The following is a 16,910-nucleotide window of genomic DNA, read 5'->3' as shown; positions in this document are numbered from 1 at the left end:
CTCCCGCCGCTACGGTCTCCGGCATGAAGCGCGCCCAGCCGTCCCTGACGACGACGCCGGAGAGTGTCCCGGCGCGCTGATCCACGACTGATGTCGAAGCCCCGGGGCGAGTGCCCCGGGGCTTCGCCGTGGGTGCTCGTCCCCGATCCGGAGGAGCACCCGTGTACGACCACCGCCGTCTCGGCCGTGAACTGGACCTGTTCGACACCGACCCGCTGATGGGCGCGGGGCTGCCGTACTGGCTGCCCGACGGCGCGATCGTGCGGCACACCCTGGAGGAGTACGTCCGGGACGTCGAGCGGGAGGCCGGCTACCGGCACGTGTACTCGCCCGTCCTCGGCAAACGGGAGCTGTACGAGATCTCGGGCCACTGGGCCCACTACAGCGACGACATGTTCCCGCCGATGGAACTGGGCGGAGAGGGCTCCGAAGACGTGGTCCTGCGCCCCAGTCTCTGTCCCCACCACGCCCTGATCTACCGCTCCCGCTCCCACAGCTACCGTGAACTGCCCCTCAGGATCGCCGAGTTGGGCGGCATGTACCGCTCCGAGCCGTCGGGCGTGCTCGGCGGCCTCACCCGGGTCCGGGCCATCCAGCTCAACGACGCCCATGTCTTCTGCACCCTGGAGCAGGCGGTCGACGAGGCGCGCGGGGCCCTGGAGCTGATCGCCCGCGCCTACGCCGACCTCGGCATCCGCGCCCACCGGTACCGTCTCTCGCTCCCCGGGGAGGGCGGCAAGTACGTGGCCGATCCCGACCTGTGGCGGCGGGCCACCGCGCTGCTGCGACAGGCGCTGGACGGCCTCCCGTACGAGGCCGTGGAGGGGGAGGCGGCCTTCTACGGCCCCAAGATCGACGTGCAGATCACCGATCCGGCGGGCCGCGAGGCCACCCTGTCCACCGTCCAGATCGACTTCCACCAGCCCGAGCGCTTCGGTCTGCACTACATCGGCGCCGACGGGGCGAAACACCGGCCGGTGATGGTGCACCGCAGTGTCATCGGCAGCGTGGAGCGGGCGGTCGCGCATCTCCTCGAGGAGCACGGCGGCGCGTTCCCGGTGTGGCTCGCCCCGGTGCAGCTGGTGGTGCTGCCGGTCGCGGAGGGGCAGCGGCCGCAGGCCGAGGAGCTGGTGCGCCGGGCGGCGCGGGCCGGCCTGCGGGCCGAGCTCGCCGGGGAGGGCAGCCTCGGGGCGCGGATCCGGGCGGCGAGGCTGGTGCCCTACCAGGCGGTGATCGGGGAGCGGGAGGCGGCTCAGGGGCTGGCCGCCGTACGGCTGCGGGACGGTCGCCGGCCTGGGGAGCTGCCGTACGGCGAGCTGCTCGACCGGATCGGCGAGCGGGTCGCGGCGCGCGGCACCGGGCTGTGGGCCGCCGCGGCCCCAGCATAGGGTTCAGGGAGCGACGGCTCGACGGAAGGACTCCCGGTGACCGACCAGCCCATCCCGGTGATCATGGACTGCGACACGGGGATCGACGACGCCCTCGCCCTGCTGTTCGCCGTGCGCCACCCCGGCCTGGACCTGCGGGCGGTGACCTGCGTGGCCGGGAACACCGACGTCGACGGGGTGGTCCGCAACACGCTGACCGTGCTGGAGCACGCGGGCGCCGGGGACGTCCCGGTCGCCCGGGGCGCCGAACGCCCGCTGATCGAACCGGTGCGCGTGGCCCGGCACGTGCACGGGGAGGACGGCATGGGCGACCTGGGCCTGCCCGCGCCGGCCCGCAGGGCGGTCGACGTGGACGCGGTGACCCTGCTGCGCCGCGAGATCCTCGCCTCCCCGCGCCCGGTCACCCTCATCCCCACCGCACCGCTCACCAACATCGCCCTGCTTCTGCGCACCCACCCCGAGGTGACCCGCAACCTCGAGCGGATCGTGTTCATGGGCGGCGCGGTGACCACCGGGAACGCCACTCCGGTCGCGGAGTTCAACGTCTGGCACGACCCGGAGGCGGCCGCGGTCCTGCTGACCGCAGGGGTGCCGATCACGATGTACGGCCTGGACGTCTTCAAGCGGGTCCTGGTCCCGGCCGCGGACGTCCAGCGGCTGCGCGCCGGCGCGGAGCCCCGGCTGAGGCTGGCCGGCGAGCTGCTCGCCCACCGCGACCCGGCCACCTCCGGCGACCCCACCCCCACGGGGGGCCTGGGCGACGCGGGCGCGGTGTGCGCGGTGGCCGACCCGGACGGCCTGACCACCGAACTCCTCCCGGTCGAGGTCTCCCTCGCCCCCGGCCCCACCCGGGGCCAGACCGTCGTCGACCGGCGCCCGCATCCGGGCGAGGCCGAGATACACCACGGCACCCGCGAACAGCCGCTGGTGGACGTGGCGTTGGACGTGGACGTGGAGCGGTACGTGAAGCTGTGGCTGGAGACGGTGGAGGGCATCTGACGGAAGTCCGGCCGGGGCAGGCGACCCGCCGTGGACCCGGACTCCGCGAGACGGCACACCCAGGTCCGTCCAGGCTCATCCAGGCTGCTCCACGAGAGCCCGGAAAAAATTCGGACGGCGATGTCGAGAACCCGCGTCCCGCTCCGTCCCCGGAGTGAACGCGACCACAATGGGTCGCACGAGCACCGAGGAGAACGACGATGGCCAAGTACCTGCTGCTGAAGCACTACCGCGGCGCCCCGGCGGCGGTCAACGACGTGCCGATGGACCAGTGGACGCCGGAGGAGATCTCGGCACACGTGCAGTACATGAACGACTTCGCGGCCCGGCTGGAGAAGACCGGCGAGTTCGTCGACGGTCAGGCGCTCGCCCCCGAGGGAGCCTGGGTCCGCTACGACGGTGAGGGGCGCCCGCCGGTCACCGACGGACCGTTCGCCGAGACCAAGGACCTCATCGCCGGCTGGATGATCATCGACGTCGACAGCTACGAGCGCGCCGTCGAGCTGGCCGGGGAGCTGTCGGCCGCCCCCGGGGCGGGCGGCAGGCCGATCCACGAGTGGCTGGAGGTGCGCCCGTTCCTGACCGCGCCGCCCACCATCACGGAGTGACGTCACCGGTGGACGAAGTCCTGCTCAGGAGCCTCACGCCGAGCGTGCTCACCGTCCTCGTCCGCCGCGGAGCCGACTTCGCGGCGGCCGAGGACGCCGTGCAGGACGCTCTGGTCGAGGCGTTCCGGGTCTGGGCGGCCGACCCGCCGCGGGACGCCAAGGGCTGGCTGGTCACCGTGGCCTGGCGCAAGTTCCTCGACGCGACGCGCGCCGACGCCGCCCGACGCCGGCGTGAGGACCGGGTCGAGGAGGAGCCGGCGCCCGGGCCGGCGCCCGCGGTGGACGACACGCTGCAGCTCTACTTCCTGTGCGCCCACCCGTCGCTGACCCCGGCGTCGGCGGTCGCGCTCACGCTGCGCGCCGTCGGCGGGCTCACCACCCGCCAGATCGCCCAGGCCTACCTGGTGCCCGAGGCGACCATGGCGCAGCGCATCAGCCGGGCCAAGCGCACCGTCTCCGGCGTGCGCTTCGACCGGCCCGGCGACGTCGCCACCGTGCTGCGCGTCCTCTACCTCGTCTTCAACGAGGGCTACTCCGGCGATGTCGACCTCGCCGCCGAGGCCATCCGGCTCACCCGGCAGCTCGCGGCCCGCATCGACCACCCCGAGGTGGCCGGGCTGCTCGCCCTCATGCTGCTCCACCACGCCCGGCGCGCCGCCCGGACCGGGCCCGACGGCAGCCTGGTACCGCTCGCCGAGCAGGACCGCGGCCGGTGGGACACCGGCTTGATCGCCGAGGGCGTCGGGATCCTCCAGGCGGCCCTCGCCCGCGACCGGCTGGGCGAGTTCCAGGCCCAGGCCGCCATCGCGGCACTCCACGCCGACGCGCCCACCGCCGAGGAGACCGACTGGGTGCAGATCGTCGAGTGGTACGACGAGCTCGCGCGCCTGACCGACAGCCCCGTCGTCCGGCTCAACCGCGCGGTCGCCGTCGGCGAGGCCGACGGGCCGCGCGCCGGCCTGGCGGCGCTCGCGGCGCTGGACGCCGCACTGCCCCGTCACACCGCGGTGGCGGCCTACCTCCACGAGCGCGACGGCGACCTGGCGAAGGCGGCACGGCTGTACGCCGAGGCGGCCCACAAGGCAGCCGACCTCGCCGAGCGCGACCACCTGACGCGCCAGGCCGCCCGGCTCAACGCCCGCCGCGGTCGCTGACGCACGTCCGCCCCGGCACCACGAGCGTGCCGGGGCGGACGTACCGGAGAGGCCGGTCGGGGCCCGAGGTCAGGCGCGGGTCGCGGCCTTGCGGCGGCGGGTGGCCACCACGAGCGCGGCGCCGCCGAGCAGCAGCGCGGCCGCGCCGCCGACGATCACCGGGGTGTTGCTGTTCGCGCCGGTCTCGGCGAGGTCACCGCCGCCGCCGTTCGGCGTGGCCGCGGGCGCGGTCGTCGACTCGGAGGCGGACGCGGACGGCGTAGGGCTGCTCGACTCCGACGCGGACTCCGACGCGGACGGCGACGGGGAGGTGCTCTCGGACGTCGAGTCCGACGGCGTGGACGCCGAGGGCGAGGACGGCGCGGACGGGGACTCGCCGCCACCGCCGGCCGGCGCGGACGGCGACGGCTGCTCGGTGGTCGTGCAGTCCTTCGTGCCGCCGTTCCAGGCCGCGATCAGCTTGTCCTTGATGACCGGCCGGTCCGGTCCCTTGGGCAGGTCGCCGTGGACGAAGCCGTCCTTCGCGTCGAGCTTGCCGTCGAACTTCACCGCGCCCCGGTAGAGGTCGATCTGCGCGTAGCAGCCCGCGTCGGGGACGGCGATGTCGAGCGTGTCGGTCTGGCCGGGCTTCACCGTGACGGTGTCGAAGTCGACGAAGACCTGCTCGCCGGAGGTGCCGAAGGTGGCACCGTGGGCGAGGTAGGAGGCCAGGGAGGCGGTGCAGGTGCTCGCGTCGCCGGCGGTGCGCACGGTGATGTGCACCTTGCCGTCGCCGGACGGCTTGAGGTTCTGGTCGTCGACGCGCACGGAGTCGAAGAAGTTCTTGCCGTCCAGCGAGAACTGGCAGCGGTCGGTCCCCGTCTCGGTGCCCGCGCCCGTGCCCGGCTGGTAGTGCCCGCCGGACTTCCAGCCGTCGCCGCCGGGTGTCCCCGAGTTGGCGAAGGCGCCGGAGGCGGCGGCTACGGAGGCGGCGCACAGGGTGAGCGAAGCGGCGCCCGTCCCCAACAGGCGGCGCACGGTGACACGTCTCGCTATCGACATGCGTATCCCATTCTTGGCCGAGGGCCAGAAGTGAAGTGATTGGTCAGATCACAGAAATCACCGGGCTCGTCCGTCACAGGCGCCACAGTGTCCGCACATCGTCGTTCGGCCACCGGAGTGCTGTCAACCTGCGCCAAACCTCGGAGAGTTCAAGTTTCCATCACGACTTCGACGCGTGCGGAACGATTCCTTCCGCAGGGGGTGGACGTTCACTTTCCCCATGAAATGGACAGCCTTCTCACCATGACCGACTTGTCACCCCACAGCCCGGACTGGTGGCGCCAGGCCGTCGTCTACCAGGTGTACCCGCGCAGTTTCGCGGACGCCGACGGGGACGGCCTCGGCGATCTGCGGGGCGTCACCCACCGGCTGGCGCACCTCGCCGCCCTCGGCGTGGACGCGCTCTGGCTCAGCCCCTTCTACCCGTCCGAACTCGCCGACGGCGGCTACGACGTCGCCGACCACCGGGACGTCGACCCGCGCCTGGGCACCCTCGCCGACTTCGACGCGCTCACCGGCGAGGCCCACCGGCTCGGTCTGAAGGTCATCGTCGACCTGGTCCCGAACCACACCTCGCACCTGCACCCGTGGTTCCAGGAGGCGCTGGCGGCCGGCCCCGGCTCCCCGGCCCGCGCCCGCTACGTCTTCCGCGACGGCCGCGGTCCGGCCGGCGAACTCCCGCCCACCGACTGGCAGTCGGTCTTCGGCGGCAGCGCCTGGCAGCGCGTCCCCGACGGCCAGTGGTACCTCCACCTCTTCGCCCGCGAGCAGCCCGACCTCAACTGGGACCTCGAGGAGGTCCGCGAGGACTTCCGCACCACCCTGCGCTTCTGGTCCGACCGGGGCGTCGACGGCTTCCGCGTGGACGTGGCGCACGCCCTCGCCAAGGACCTCACCGAGCCCCTGCGCGACCTCGGCGCCCCCGAACTGAGCGGCGAGCAGGCCCTGACGCAACTCCCGCCCGGCACCCACCCGTTCTACGACCGCGACGAGGTCCACGAGATCTACCGCGACTGGCGCCGCGTCCTGGACGCCTACTCGCCGCCCCGCACGGCGGTCGCCGAGGCCTGGGTCCCGGGCGCCCGGCGTGCCCTGTACGCCCGCCCCGACGAACTCGACCAGGCCTTCAACTTCGAGTATCTGCAGACCCCTTGGGAAGCCGACGCGATCCGCCGGGTCGTCACCGACTCGCTCGCCACGGCCCGTGCGGTCGGCGCCTCCGCCACCTGGGTGCTGTCCAACCACGACGTCGTACGCCACGCCTCCCGGCTCGTCCTGCCGCCCGGCACCGACGAGAACGCCTGGCTGCTCTCCGACGGCCGCTCACCCGCGGTGGACGAGGCGGCGGGCCTGCGCCGGGCCCGGGCGGCCACGCTCCTGATGCTGGCGCTGCCGGGATCGTCGTACGTCTACCAGGGCGAGGAACTCGGCCTGCCCGAGGTCGCCGACCTGCCCGTGGAGGTGCTCCAGGACCCCGTCTGGGAACAGACGGGCCACACCGTCAAGGGCCGCGACGGCTGCCGGGTGCCCCTGCCGTGGAAGGCCGCGGGGCCGTCGTACGGATTCGGCGCGGCCGGTGCCTGGCTGCCGCAGCCGCCCTCGTTCGCCCGGTACGCGGCCGAGGCACAGGACGGCACGGCGGGCTCCACCCTGGAGCTCTACCGCACGGCCCTGCGCCTGCGTCGCAAACTGCTCGACGGCGAGGTGCTGACCTGGCTGCCGGACACACCGCCCGGTGTGCTGGCCTTCGCCCGCACGGACGGCTGGCGCTGCGTCACCAACCTGTCGGCGACGCAGCAGCCGCTGCCGCCCGGGGACGTACTGCTGAGCAGCGCGCCACCGGACGACGACACCCGGGAGGGACTCCTGCCGCCGGACACCACGGTCTGGCTGGCGTAGCCGCCGGCCTCAGCCTGCGCTCGCGGCCCCCGTCGCGCCCGCGTTGCCGCCCGCGAGACCGTCGATGTCCACCGGCGTGGACGTGGCGTTCGGCGGCGGGGTGAGGACGACCTGCGGCTGACCGGCGTTGGGGACGGGCGGGGTCAGATCCGACTTGGGCAGCTTGGGCGCGGTGGTCTGCTGGAAGATCGTCGAGTCGAAGTCGACGAGACCGGTCTTCTCCATCACCGTGATGTGGTCGAGAACGGTGTCGTTGGCCTGGTCGGCGAGCGCGCGGACCAGCGAGTTCTTCGTCGTCGACCGGATCTTCGCCACGGTGTTGAAGATCGAACCGTGCGTCATCCGCAGGATGTTGGCGAAGTCGGCGTCGAACTGCTTGCCGGTCTCGCTCTTCAGCTGGGTGACGAAGCCCTCCTGCTGCGGGCTGGCCACGTCGGGCAGGGTGACGTTCAGCATCGGCGCGATCTTGCGGCAGGTGGTGTCCAGCGCCGCGTGCCCGTCGATCAGGTGCTGGCTCGCGGTGAGGACCGCCTTGCTCGTCCCCTTCTGCAGGCCGATCTGACCGACCGGGTACTCCCACAGACCGGCCGCACGCACCTTCACCACGAAGTCACGGTCGCCCTCTGTCAGCGGACCCCACTGGGTGTTGGCGATGACTCTGTCCGTCGACGTCGACACCGTCGTCAGCCCCAGCATCGAGGGGTAGGCGAGCGCGCCGAGGGTCAAGGTCAGGGCACCGCCCACGAAGAGAGTTCCCATCGCGTTCCGCGAGAGTTGCACCGTTCCTCCTGCCCGTTCGGGGGATCCGCCGGCGGTGGGTCCCCGGCGGGGGTCGGACGAAGAGAAGTACGCACGAAACACCGCTACGACTCTGTCGCGTTCGTAAAATTTTCCGGGGCGGGCGATTCCCGCCGATCATGGGGTCGGCAGGCGGGGGGCGGCGATGGCGAGTGTCGTGGGGATCGCCTACTACCCGGTCAAGGGATGCGCGGGCGTAACGCTCATGGAGGCGACCCTGACACCGGACGGCCTCCTCGACGACCGGTCGTACGCGGTCGCCGACGCCGCGGGCGGCCTCCGGTGGCAGGGGGAGGACCCCCGGCTCGCCCTGATCACCCCGGAACTGCGGGACGGCGAACTGACGCTGAGGGCACCGGGGACCGAGCCGCTGAGGGTGACGGGGGACGGCGCCGGGGCCGACGCCTGGCTGACCGGGTTCCTGGGCAGCCCGAGCAGACTGGTCCGCCCGCCCGCCGCGAACGCCTCCCGCCTGCACCTCGTCTCCCTCTCCTGCCTGGACGCCCTCAACGTCCGCATCACCGAGCGGGGCGCCGCCGCGCTCCCCGTGAACCGCTTCCGCCCCAACCTCGTGATCGACGGCCCGCCCACCCCGCACACCGGGGACGACACCCCCCGCCTCACCATCGCCAGCACCGAGCTCGCCTTCGCCGGGCGCACGGTCCGCTGCGCCGTCACGATGGTCGACCAGGAGACCGGCCGCCGGGCGGGCCCGGAACCCCTGCGCACCCTCGCCGACCACCGCAGGGCCGAGCGCGGGGTGGTCTTCGGCGCGTACTTCGCGGTACTGCGGCCGGGGAGGGTGCGGGTCGGCGACGAGGTCACTCCGGCCCTCTGACGGCCCCGCCGTCCGGCGGTCTCTCACCCGTACGGCCCACCCCGATCCCGCCCCCACCGCCGTCAGCCGCTCGAATGGAGGGAACGGCGCCGGCGGGCGGACACCGCACGCCCCGGACGAGGCGGCACCATGACGAACACCTTCAGCGAGCGCACCCACGCCGCCCGGATGCGCCGCGCCGCCCGGGACGCGGCCGCCGTCGGCCTCAGCGGACTCCTCCTCACCCCCGGCCCCGACCTCTCCTGGCTGTCCGGCCACCGGCCGCCGGTCCCCGGCGAGGAGGAGCCCGCGAACCCGCTGACCCTCCTGGTCCTCACCCCGGACGCCACGCCCCGCCTGCTCGTCCCGGCCCGCGACCACCCCGCCGCCCTCTCGTCGCCCGCCGCGGGCGCCCTGCGGGTCTCCGTCTGGCGGGACGACCAGGACCCGTACGCCGCGGCCGCCGCCCTGCTGCTCCCGCACGGGCACTACGGCATCTCCGACGCCACCTGGTCCGTCCACCTCCTCGGCCTCCAGGAGGCCCTCCCCCTCACCACCTACCGTCCGCTCGCCACCGCCCTGCCCCTGCTGCGCGCGCTCAAGGACGAGGAGGAGACGGCCCGTCTCGCCGCAGCGGCCGCCGCCGCCGACGCGGCCTACGACGACCTTCTGGCCGTGCGCTTCACCGGCCGCCGGGAGGCCGAGCTCGCCGCCGACCTCACCCGGCTGCTGCGGACCCACGGCCACGAGCGGGTCGACGTCGCCGGTGTGGCCTGCGGTCCGCACGGCGCACACCCCCGGCACCGGCCCGGCGAGCGCAGGATCGGGCCCGGCGACACGGTCGTCCTGGACCTCGGCGGCCGCCGGGACGGCTACGCCTCCGCGCTCACCCGTACCGTCCGGGCGGGCGGCCCGCCGGCGGACGGGGTCCTGGAGGCGCACACGTCCGTCCGCGCGGCCCTGCGGGCGGCCGTCGGGGCGGTGCGCCCCGGCGTCTCGGGCACGGAGGTCGAGCGGGCGGCCCGCGCGGCCGCCGGACATCACGCCGACGCCCTCCGCCTCAGGGCCCACGGCATCGGCGTCACCCGGCACGAGCCGCCGTATCTCACCGGGGACCCGGGCCGGCCCCGGACCCTCCTTGCGGGCATGTGTCTCACCCTCGGCGCCGGCCTCCTGCTGCCCGGCCGCTTCGGGGTGCGCGTCGGGGAGGTGGTGGCGTGCACGGCGGACGGGGTCCGACGGCTGGGCGCGGCGGGAGACGACCTCGCGCCCGTGGCCTGACTCAGGCCATCCAGAAGAACACCGCCGTCATCCGCTTGTCCTGAAGCGTCGTACCGGAGTAACCGGTCGCGCTGTGCACGAGGTTGGCGTTGTACAGCAGCAGCCGGTTGTACTTGTGCGGCACCCGTACGTCCTCCTCGAAGGCGTCGGGCGCGACGAACCGGGTGCCGAGTGCCTCGACGAGGTTGTTGTGCGGGGCCTGGACGACGTTGCCACCGAGCCGCCCGCCCGGCAGCGACTGCCGGAAGAAGCTGGTGCCGCAGTCCTGGGGCTGGCCGGGGTTGAGATACAGCACGGCCGCGTAGCGGCACAGCGCGCGTGAGTCGGAGTGCGGCCGGGGGGTGCTCTCGCCCTCGCCGACGACCTGGACGCAGTTGTGGTTGAGGGTGCCGCCGCCCGGCGCCTGCTGCACCCACAGCTCCCGCGCGCCCGTCGCCTTGCGCACCAGCCGTTCCACCCGGGCCAGTTCACCCGGTTCGAGCCCCGGCATGGTGCGCAGGCCGGGCCAGCTCTCCGAGGTGTACGGGTGGCCCTTGACCCAGTCCTCCTTGGCCAGACAGCGCTCGCGGATCGCCGCGATCCCGTCCTCGGGGAAGACGTCGTCCAGGACCCAGTAGTCGCGGCCCTTGGTGGGCTTGCGGTAGGGGAGGACGGGGAGGGCCGCGGCAGGCCGCGGTCGTGGCATGGACATGCGGCGAATCTAGGTCGGGGGACCGTCAGGACTCGCCCGCGCTTTCCCCCGGACTCCGGCGAGAAGTGGTCAACGGTTCGTCAATCCTGGTCAAGAGATTGCCTGTTCACTGGCCCTCGGGGATCGCGACGATCTTCCCGTTCTCGTCGACGGTCCGGGTGCTCCAGTACTTGTCCCACTTGTCGCCGACGGTCTCGGGGGCCTTGCCCTCGGGGTAGCGGGCGTACCCCTTCGGCGGCTCCTGGCCGTTTTCCACACATGCGCCGCCGCTGCTGTTGACGGCCAGGACCGGGTACTCACCGCCGCCGCACTGGGCGTCCGCCATGGAGAACGAGCAGGCGGACAACAGTCCGGCGGCGGTGGCGGCCACCAGGGTGAGGCCCAGCGCGCGGCGGACACGGCGGCGGGTGGACTTGCTGGTCACGGTGACTCCCTCAGGTCGGCCTGGTCGGCCCGGTCGGCTTGTGGAACCAGACTGCGGGAGCCGCGTGGATCTCTCCTGAGTACCCGTACTCAGGAGCGGTGGGAGGCCCTACTCGACTCGGCGCCGTCAATAGCGCACCGCCCGTGCCACCTCGGTCTTCACCTCGCCCGGGAGGTCGCGGTTGCTGCGGGCCGTCGCCGTGGCCTTCTTGCCGGCGGGCACGTCGGAGAGGGTGACGACGACCGTGTCGAGGCGCTCGCCGGAGGAGTCGGTGAAGTCGACCTGGACGGCGAAGGACTTGGTGGCGTCGGTGGTGTTGGTGGCGGTGACCTCGACCGTGGAACGGCCGTCCTTGTCCGTGGCCGTGCCGCCGAGCTCGACGTCGGACGTCACGTCCACGCCGTTCGTGATGCCGTCGAGCCGGCGGCCCGCCTCCGCCGTCGCCGACGCGAACGCCGACTCGGCCTCGGAGGCGAGGGAGGACGCGGCCGCGGAGGCCCGGCTGCCCAGTGACTCGGCCGCGGAGGCGGCCTTGCTGGCGGCCGACGACACGGACGAGGGGGTGTTGTCGTCCGAGCAGCCGGTGAGGACGGCGGCGCAGCACACCGCCGCGGTCAGCAGCAGCACGCCCTGGGTGCGGGGCATCGTGCCTCCTGGTGGTTCCCGGGGGCCCGTTTTTGAGGGCCTTCCTCCAGTGAAGGCGCGGCCGGGCGCGTGCGCATGCCGGGTCACCCGGAAGAGCCTCGGCGGACTGCGGGACCTCAGCCGACCGGCGGAGCCTGCGCGGCGAGCGCGGCGAGGGGCTCGCCGGTGAGGTGGCAGACCCTCCAGTCGTCGATGACCTGGACGCCGATCGACTTGTAGAACTCGATCGTCGGCTCGTTCCAGGCCAGGACGCACCACTCGAACCGCTCGAAGCCACTGCGGGTGCACACCGCGGCCAGGGCGGCGAGCAGCGCCTTGCCGTGGCCGGCGCCGCGCGCGGCCGGGCGGACGAACAGATCCTCCAGGTGCATGCCCCGAACGCCGGTCCAGGTGGAGAAGCTGGGGAACCACAGGGCGAACCCGACCGCCCGGTCCGTCCCGTCGTCCTGGGCGATCAGCGCGTACGCGGCGGGCAGGTCGCCGAACAGCGCCTCGCGCAGCTGCTCCTCGGTGGCGCGGGCCTGCTCGGTCTCCCTGTGGTAGGCGGCGAGTTCGCCGATCATGGCCCGGATCTCGGGGACGTCGTGGACGGTCGCGGTGCGGATCATGCCCGGGAGCATGGTTCACGGGGCCGCGCCCTGTCACGTCCTTTACCGCTCGGAGGCCACGTCCACGTTCTTCCTCCGCAGCCACGGCAGCGGCGACACCGATGAGCCGAGGTACGGCGTGATGCGGACCTCGAAGTGCAGGTGCGGGCCGGTCACGTTGCCGGTGGCGCCGGCCAGGCCGATCCGGGTGCCCGGCGAGACCCGGTCGTCCTTGCGGACGTCGATGCGGGAGAGGTGGGCGTACTGGGTGAAGTAGCCGTCGGGGTGCCGGATCACGACCTGGTTGCCGAAGCCGTCGCCGCAGGTGGTGGCGTACACGCTGCCCGGTCCGACGGCGTACACGGGGGTGCCCGTGCCCACCGCGAAGTCCTGGCCGGTGTGGCGGCGGGCCCAGCGGGTGCCGCGGGCGGCGTAGCCGGCGGAGAGCCAGTAGCCGCGGGTCGGGGCGGTCCAGGGGCCGCCGGTGCGGTGGTGGGGCGGGCGGCCCCGCCGGTGCACGGGACAGTGGCCCTCGTGTCCGGACGCGTCGACGGCGACGGGGTCGCCGGCGTTCCGTCCGACCGCCCGCAGCAGGTCCCACAGGCCGTCGCGGACCGTCTTGCGGCGGCGCTCGGCGCCGGCCAGCTCGGCGGGCCGGGCCTCGGCCGCCCGCAGCCGGTCGACGCGTGCGCGGGCGGCCTCGTGGGCGCGGACGGCGTCGGCCGGCGTCGTCCGCGGAGGCAGATCCGACGCCGCACCGGACGCCGCACCGGAGGCCAGGACCAGCAGGCAGGACAGCCCGGCCGTCGCCGCGGCGAGGCGGGTCCGCGGGAGGCGCACCGAAGACGCCAAGGGTTCTCGTCGCATCTTGGGATCATCAGACCGGTCGTGGTGCAAGGGTGCGGCAGCCCGCCGGACACGCGGCCGGGTTTCAGCCGAACGGCCCCGTCATCAGCCTGCGGTACGTGTCCGACGACCTCGGGTTCTCGGAGCACCGCCACACACCGTGCGGGCAGTAGTCGCTGATGGTCTGGTACATCGGCCGCTGCCGGGCGAACCAGCCGAGCATCCCGCGCACATAGGCCGGGTTGTCGCCGTTGCGGAACAGCCCCCACTCGGGGTACGCGAACGCCTTGTGGTGCGCCCGCGCGAACCTCACGTGCGCGGCGAGACCGTACGGCTCGTCGCGCTGCTGACCGAAGGACATGCCGTGCGGCTGGTCGTAGGCGTCCATGCCGACGACGTCGACGTACCGGTCGCCCGGGTAGCACGCGGTCCACGGAATGGCGTCGCGCCCCCGGTTGGGCGCGAACTCGAAGCGGAACCGCTGCCCGGCCACCGACCGCATGGCCTCGACGATCCGCACCCAGTACGCCTTCCAGGCGCCCGGGTCCGGCCCACAGCGGTGGGTGTACGTGATCCCGTTCATCTCCCAGCCCACGACCAGCACGGTGTCCGGCACCCCGAGCGAGACCAGCCGCCGGGCGAGCCTGCGGAAGTGTCCGTCGTACGCGCCGTCCGCACCCCTGTGCAACAGCTCGCGCACCTCCCCGTCGGACAGGTGCGCCTCCGCGCGATCCAGCATCGGCACGTTGAGCACGAACAGCCGGTCCGAGCGGGCCCTGCGCCACCGCGCCCAGTGGTCGAGATCGTTGGGCGCCCCCTCGATGTTGTACCACCGGTCGCCCGGAAGGTAGGCGTGTGCGACCCGGGGGGTGGCCGGGCCCAGCCAGCCGTCGAGCTCCGAGAGCCGCCGCACCCCGTCGGAGCCGTATCCGAGATAGGCCCCGAAGGGCGCGGTGGGCGGACTGTTCGCCGCCTTCGCGTCGGGAGCCCCGGTCGCCCGCTTCCCGCCGGGGACACAGGCGGGCCCCGCGAGCAGGACGAGGGCGACGAGGAGGAGGGTCAGCAGCGCGCGCGGGGAGCGAGGGGAGGAAGGGGCAACCGGTTCGTGCACCGGCTCATGATGACCTCACGCCCCCACCCGTACGCCGGATTCGCCCCCGAACCACCCGTACCGGGGACGCGGTTCCCGCACCAGGTACACGTCCACCGGGTCCTCGCGCTCCAGTACGAATCCGTGGCGCTCGTACAGGCGCCGGGCCGGGCTGCCCTGGAGCACGTTGAGCCGGACCCGGTGACCCTCCCGGTCGGCGGTGTCGAGGAGGGCGGCGAGCACGGCGCCGCCGATGCCCCGGCCCTGGGCGTGCGGGGCGAGGTAGAAGTGCTCCAGCCAGTGCGCGTCGTCCGCCGGGCGCAGGGCCACACTTCCGGCGAGGGCCCCGTCGACCTCGATGACCCGGGTGTGCGCGGCCACGAACCCGTCGCGCATCCGCTGCCGCACCCGGTGCTCGTCGTAACGCCCGAGCCGCTCCAGATCGGCCCGCATCGCCACCGCCCGCACCTCCACCAGCGCCTCGACGTCCGCCGCCGTGGCAGCCCGTGTCCCCCAGTCCGTCATGCCGGCGATGCTACGGGCGAACGCGGCGGCAGCCCCTGCCGGGGTCCCCGGCGACTCCCCGCCGGACGCGGGCACATCCGACCGCGCGACTTCCCGCACCACCTGAAGAGCCGGTACGGCCCGTGACCCGCTTCCGCCGCGGCCGCTGACACGGTTTCTCGCCCGACAGGCAACCCGAAGACACCGTTTACCTCTCTCACAGGGTGCTCATAGCCATGGCCGGGGTGTGTGGGGTGTGTGAGACCCGGCCGGGATCTGGGCTGTCCAGTCCGATGCCCCTGACCAGGGCACTCGCAGACGAGGAACCGATGACCAGACTGCAGCACCGCAAGGGCCTCAAGCGCACGGCGTTCGCCGCCGCGGCCGCGTTCACCGTCGTGGCCGCCGTCGCCGGGTCCGCTCCCGGCGCCGGGGCCGCGCCGGCGAACCCGCCCGGCACGCCGAAGCTGAAGCTCGTCGCCGCGTCGAAGAGCGTGACCGCCGACCGGTACCAGGGCCAGCCCGGGGTCTACCTCGACCTCGGCACATACGTCACCGCCGACAACGCTCCGCTGGAGCTCAAGGTGACCCGCAAGTCGTACAAGGACCCGATCGTCGCCCAGCAGATCCTCCGCAGCGGATCGCGGACGACGACGAGGAAACTGCCCGCCGGGCTGCTGAAGGACTTCAGCGGCCTGCCCGGCTTCCTGGAGGTCTCCATCAAGAACGCCGCCGGGGCGGAGGTGGTGAAGACCAAGGGCACCTTCTGCCCGAACAACGCCTCCGGCCGGCTGCGCCCGGACGCCCCGGCCACCTCGCACTATCCGGAGAGCTGCTCCACCAACCCCTTCACCCTCGGCTCGGTCTGGGGCGTCGAGAAGGGCTGGGCGGCCAACACCTCCGCCTTCGACTACGACAGGCCGGTGGACCTGCCCGCGGGCGAGTACACCGCCAAGGTGGCGGTGGCGAAGAAGTACCGCGACCTGTTCGGCATCCCCAACGACCAGCCGACCGTCAAGCTGACCGTCCGCGAGGTCACCGACGGCGAGGGCGGCGGCGTCGGCCTCACCGCCCGCGGCGGGGCCCACGACATGGCCGGGATGGCGGACATGCCGGGGATGGCCGGCATGTCCGGCGGGCACGAGCACCAGTACGGCCCGCGCGGCGCCGACGCCCCCACCCCCTCCGCGCTCTCGCACGCCCTCGAGGACCGTGGTCTCGCCCACCACCTCGGCGACGGCGCGGGCCACACCGACGGCTCGCGCATCGCGCCCGCCCTGAAGGCCGCCACCAAGCGGCCCGTCGGCCGGGCGAGCGTCCCGGCGAACGCGCCCAAGCCGGACCTGCGTTCACTGCCCGCCTGGGACATCGCGATCAGCGACGGCGAGGACGGCGACGCCCCCGGCAAGGACTACCTGGCCTTCAGCGCCAACGTGTGGAACGCGGGCCCCGCTCCCCTCGTCGTGGACGGCTTCCGCAAGCCGGGCGCCGAACTCATGGACTCGTACCAGTACTTCTACGACGCCAAGGGCAAGCAGATCGGCTACGCCCCCGCCGGCACCATGGAGTGGGACCCGCGCGTCGGCCACGAGCACTGGCACTTCACGGACTTCGCCAGCTACCACCTGCTGTCCGCGGACAAGAAGGACATCGTCAAGAGCGGCAAGGAGGCGTTCTGCCTCGCCAACACCGACGCGATCGACTACACGGTGAAGAACGCCAACTGGCACCCCTACAACACCGACCTGTCGACCGCCTGCGGCGAGCGGAACTCCATCTCCGTCCGCGAGGTCCTCGACGTCGGCTCCGGTGACACGTACACCCAGTACCGGCCCGGCCAGTCCTTCGACGTCACCGACCTGCCGAACGGCACCTACTACATCCAGGTCGTCGCGAACCCGGCCAACCGTCTGAAGGAGACCAGCACCAAGAACAACATCTCGTACCGCAAGGTGATCCTCGGCGGCACGCCCGGCAACCGCACGGTGAAGGTCCCGCCGGTCGACCTGATCAACGCGCCGTAACCCACCAGGGGCGACGGCCCGCGGAGGATGTGACCCATGTGTGACCCAGGTCACATCCTCCGCTGTCACATTGCTCCGCTCCGCCGAGTCATAGGGGTGTAGCCATCTCGACAA

General features: G+C 73.2%; 17 protein-coding genes. 8 read left to right on the top strand and 9 right to left on the bottom strand.

The annotated features are described in order from the left end of the window. Positions 1-161: 161 nt before the first annotated feature. From thrS to ABT057_RS37135, 4 genes are all read left to right on the top strand, one after another. A complete protein-coding gene (thrS, locus tag ABT057_RS37150) occupies positions 162-1,388 on the top strand; it encodes a threonine--tRNA ligase (RefSeq protein WP_352348303.1) in 1,227 nt (408 codons plus the stop codon). A gap of 36 nt (positions 1,389-1,424) precedes the next feature. Continuing rightward, positions 1,425-2,387 (top strand): nucleoside hydrolase, encoded by a 963-nt coding sequence (locus tag ABT057_RS37145; RefSeq protein ID WP_352348302.1) that lies wholly within the window; start codon positions 1,425-1,427, stop codon positions 2,385-2,387. A gap of 200 nt (positions 2,388-2,587) precedes the next feature. Then, the gene (locus ABT057_RS37140; RefSeq protein ID WP_352348301.1) at positions 2,588-2,995 is read left to right on the top strand and encodes a YciI family protein; all 408 of its coding nucleotides are present in this window, start codon (positions 2,588-2,590) and stop codon (positions 2,993-2,995) included. 8 nt (positions 2,996-3,003) lie between these two features. Beyond that, the gene (locus tag ABT057_RS37135; protein WP_352348334.1) at positions 3,004-4,149 is read left to right on the top strand and encodes an RNA polymerase sigma factor; all 1,146 of its coding nucleotides are present in this window, start codon (positions 3,004-3,006) and stop codon (positions 4,147-4,149) included. Between the two features lie 69 nt (positions 4,150-4,218). Here the strand turns inward: ABT057_RS37135 and ABT057_RS37130 are convergent, their stop codons facing one another. Beyond that, complete coding sequence (locus ABT057_RS37130; protein ID WP_352348300.1) at positions 4,219-5,190, bottom strand: LAETG motif-containing sortase-dependent surface protein; 972 nt, start codon at positions 5,188-5,190, stop codon at positions 4,219-4,221. A 243-nt stretch (positions 5,191-5,433) separates the two neighbouring features. Here ABT057_RS37130 and ABT057_RS37125 point away from each other — a divergent pair, with 243 nt between their 5' ends. After that, on the top strand, positions 5,434-7,089 hold the full coding sequence (locus ABT057_RS37125; protein ID WP_352348299.1) for a glycoside hydrolase family 13 protein: 1,656 nt from the start codon (positions 5,434-5,436) through the stop codon (positions 7,087-7,089). Positions 7,090-7,098: 9 nt separating this feature from the next. Here ABT057_RS37125 and ABT057_RS37120 read toward each other — a convergent pair whose 3' ends face one another. Continuing rightward, the gene (locus ABT057_RS37120; RefSeq protein ID WP_352348333.1) at positions 7,099-7,848 is read right to left on the bottom strand and encodes a DUF4142 domain-containing protein; all 750 of its coding nucleotides are present in this window, start codon (positions 7,846-7,848) and stop codon (positions 7,099-7,101) included. A gap of 184 nt (positions 7,849-8,032) precedes the next feature. On the opposite strand from ABT057_RS37120, the gene ABT057_RS37115 reads away from it, so the two are divergent. Next, positions 8,033-8,725 (top strand): MOSC domain-containing protein, encoded by a 693-nt coding sequence (locus ABT057_RS37115; RefSeq protein ID WP_352348298.1) that lies wholly within the window; start codon positions 8,033-8,035, stop codon positions 8,723-8,725. A 129-nt stretch (positions 8,726-8,854) separates the two neighbouring features. Next, complete coding sequence (locus ABT057_RS37110; RefSeq protein ID WP_352348297.1) at positions 8,855-9,985, top strand: M24 family metallopeptidase; 1,131 nt, start codon at positions 8,855-8,857, stop codon at positions 9,983-9,985. A 1-nt stretch (position 9,986) separates the two neighbouring features. Here ABT057_RS37110 and ABT057_RS37105 read toward each other — a convergent pair whose 3' ends face one another. From ABT057_RS37105 to ABT057_RS37075, 7 genes are all read right to left on the bottom strand, one after another. Next, complete coding sequence (locus ABT057_RS37105) at positions 9,987-10,676, bottom strand: DUF6445 family protein (protein WP_352348296.1); 690 nt, start codon at positions 10,674-10,676, stop codon at positions 9,987-9,989. A gap of 106 nt (positions 10,677-10,782) precedes the next feature. Further along, entirely contained in the window at positions 10,783-11,100 is a 318-nt protein-coding gene (locus ABT057_RS37100) for an SCO0607 family lipoprotein (RefSeq protein WP_352348295.1), read from the bottom strand. A gap of 126 nt (positions 11,101-11,226) precedes the next feature. After that, positions 11,227-11,745 (bottom strand): FxLYD domain-containing protein, encoded by a 519-nt coding sequence (locus tag ABT057_RS37095; RefSeq protein WP_352348294.1) that lies wholly within the window; start codon positions 11,743-11,745, stop codon positions 11,227-11,229. A gap of 116 nt (positions 11,746-11,861) precedes the next feature. Further along, positions 11,862-12,353, bottom strand: a complete 492-nt coding sequence (locus tag ABT057_RS37090) for a GNAT family N-acetyltransferase (protein ID WP_352348293.1) — start codon at positions 12,351-12,353, stop codon at positions 11,862-11,864. A gap of 42 nt (positions 12,354-12,395) precedes the next feature. Beyond that, positions 12,396-13,199 (bottom strand): M23 family metallopeptidase, encoded by an 804-nt coding sequence (locus ABT057_RS37085; protein WP_352348292.1) that lies wholly within the window; start codon positions 13,197-13,199, stop codon positions 12,396-12,398. A 64-nt stretch (positions 13,200-13,263) separates the two neighbouring features. Then, positions 13,264-14,289, bottom strand: coding sequence for a glycoside hydrolase family 26 protein (locus ABT057_RS37080; RefSeq protein ID WP_352348291.1), 1,026 nt, complete (start codon positions 14,287-14,289; stop codon positions 13,264-13,266). 15 nt (positions 14,290-14,304) lie between these two features. Continuing rightward, entirely contained in the window at positions 14,305-14,793 is a 489-nt protein-coding gene (locus ABT057_RS37075) for a GNAT family N-acetyltransferase (protein WP_352348290.1), read from the bottom strand. Between the two features lie 308 nt (positions 14,794-15,101). Here ABT057_RS37075 and ABT057_RS37070 point away from each other — a divergent pair, with 308 nt between their 5' ends. Beyond that, positions 15,102-16,796: a lysyl oxidase family protein gene (locus ABT057_RS37070; protein ID WP_352348289.1), complete on the top strand. Its 1,695-nt coding sequence runs from the start codon at positions 15,102-15,104 to the stop codon at positions 16,794-16,796. Positions 16,797-16,910: the final 114 nt, after the last annotated feature.

Origin of the sequence: Streptomyces sp. NPDC002588, from assembly GCF_040295925.1 — a bacterium.
Taxonomy (GTDB): Bacteria; Actinomycetota; Actinomycetes; order Streptomycetales; family Streptomycetaceae; genus Streptomyces.
This window is presented reverse-complemented; position numbering and strand designations above follow the sequence as displayed.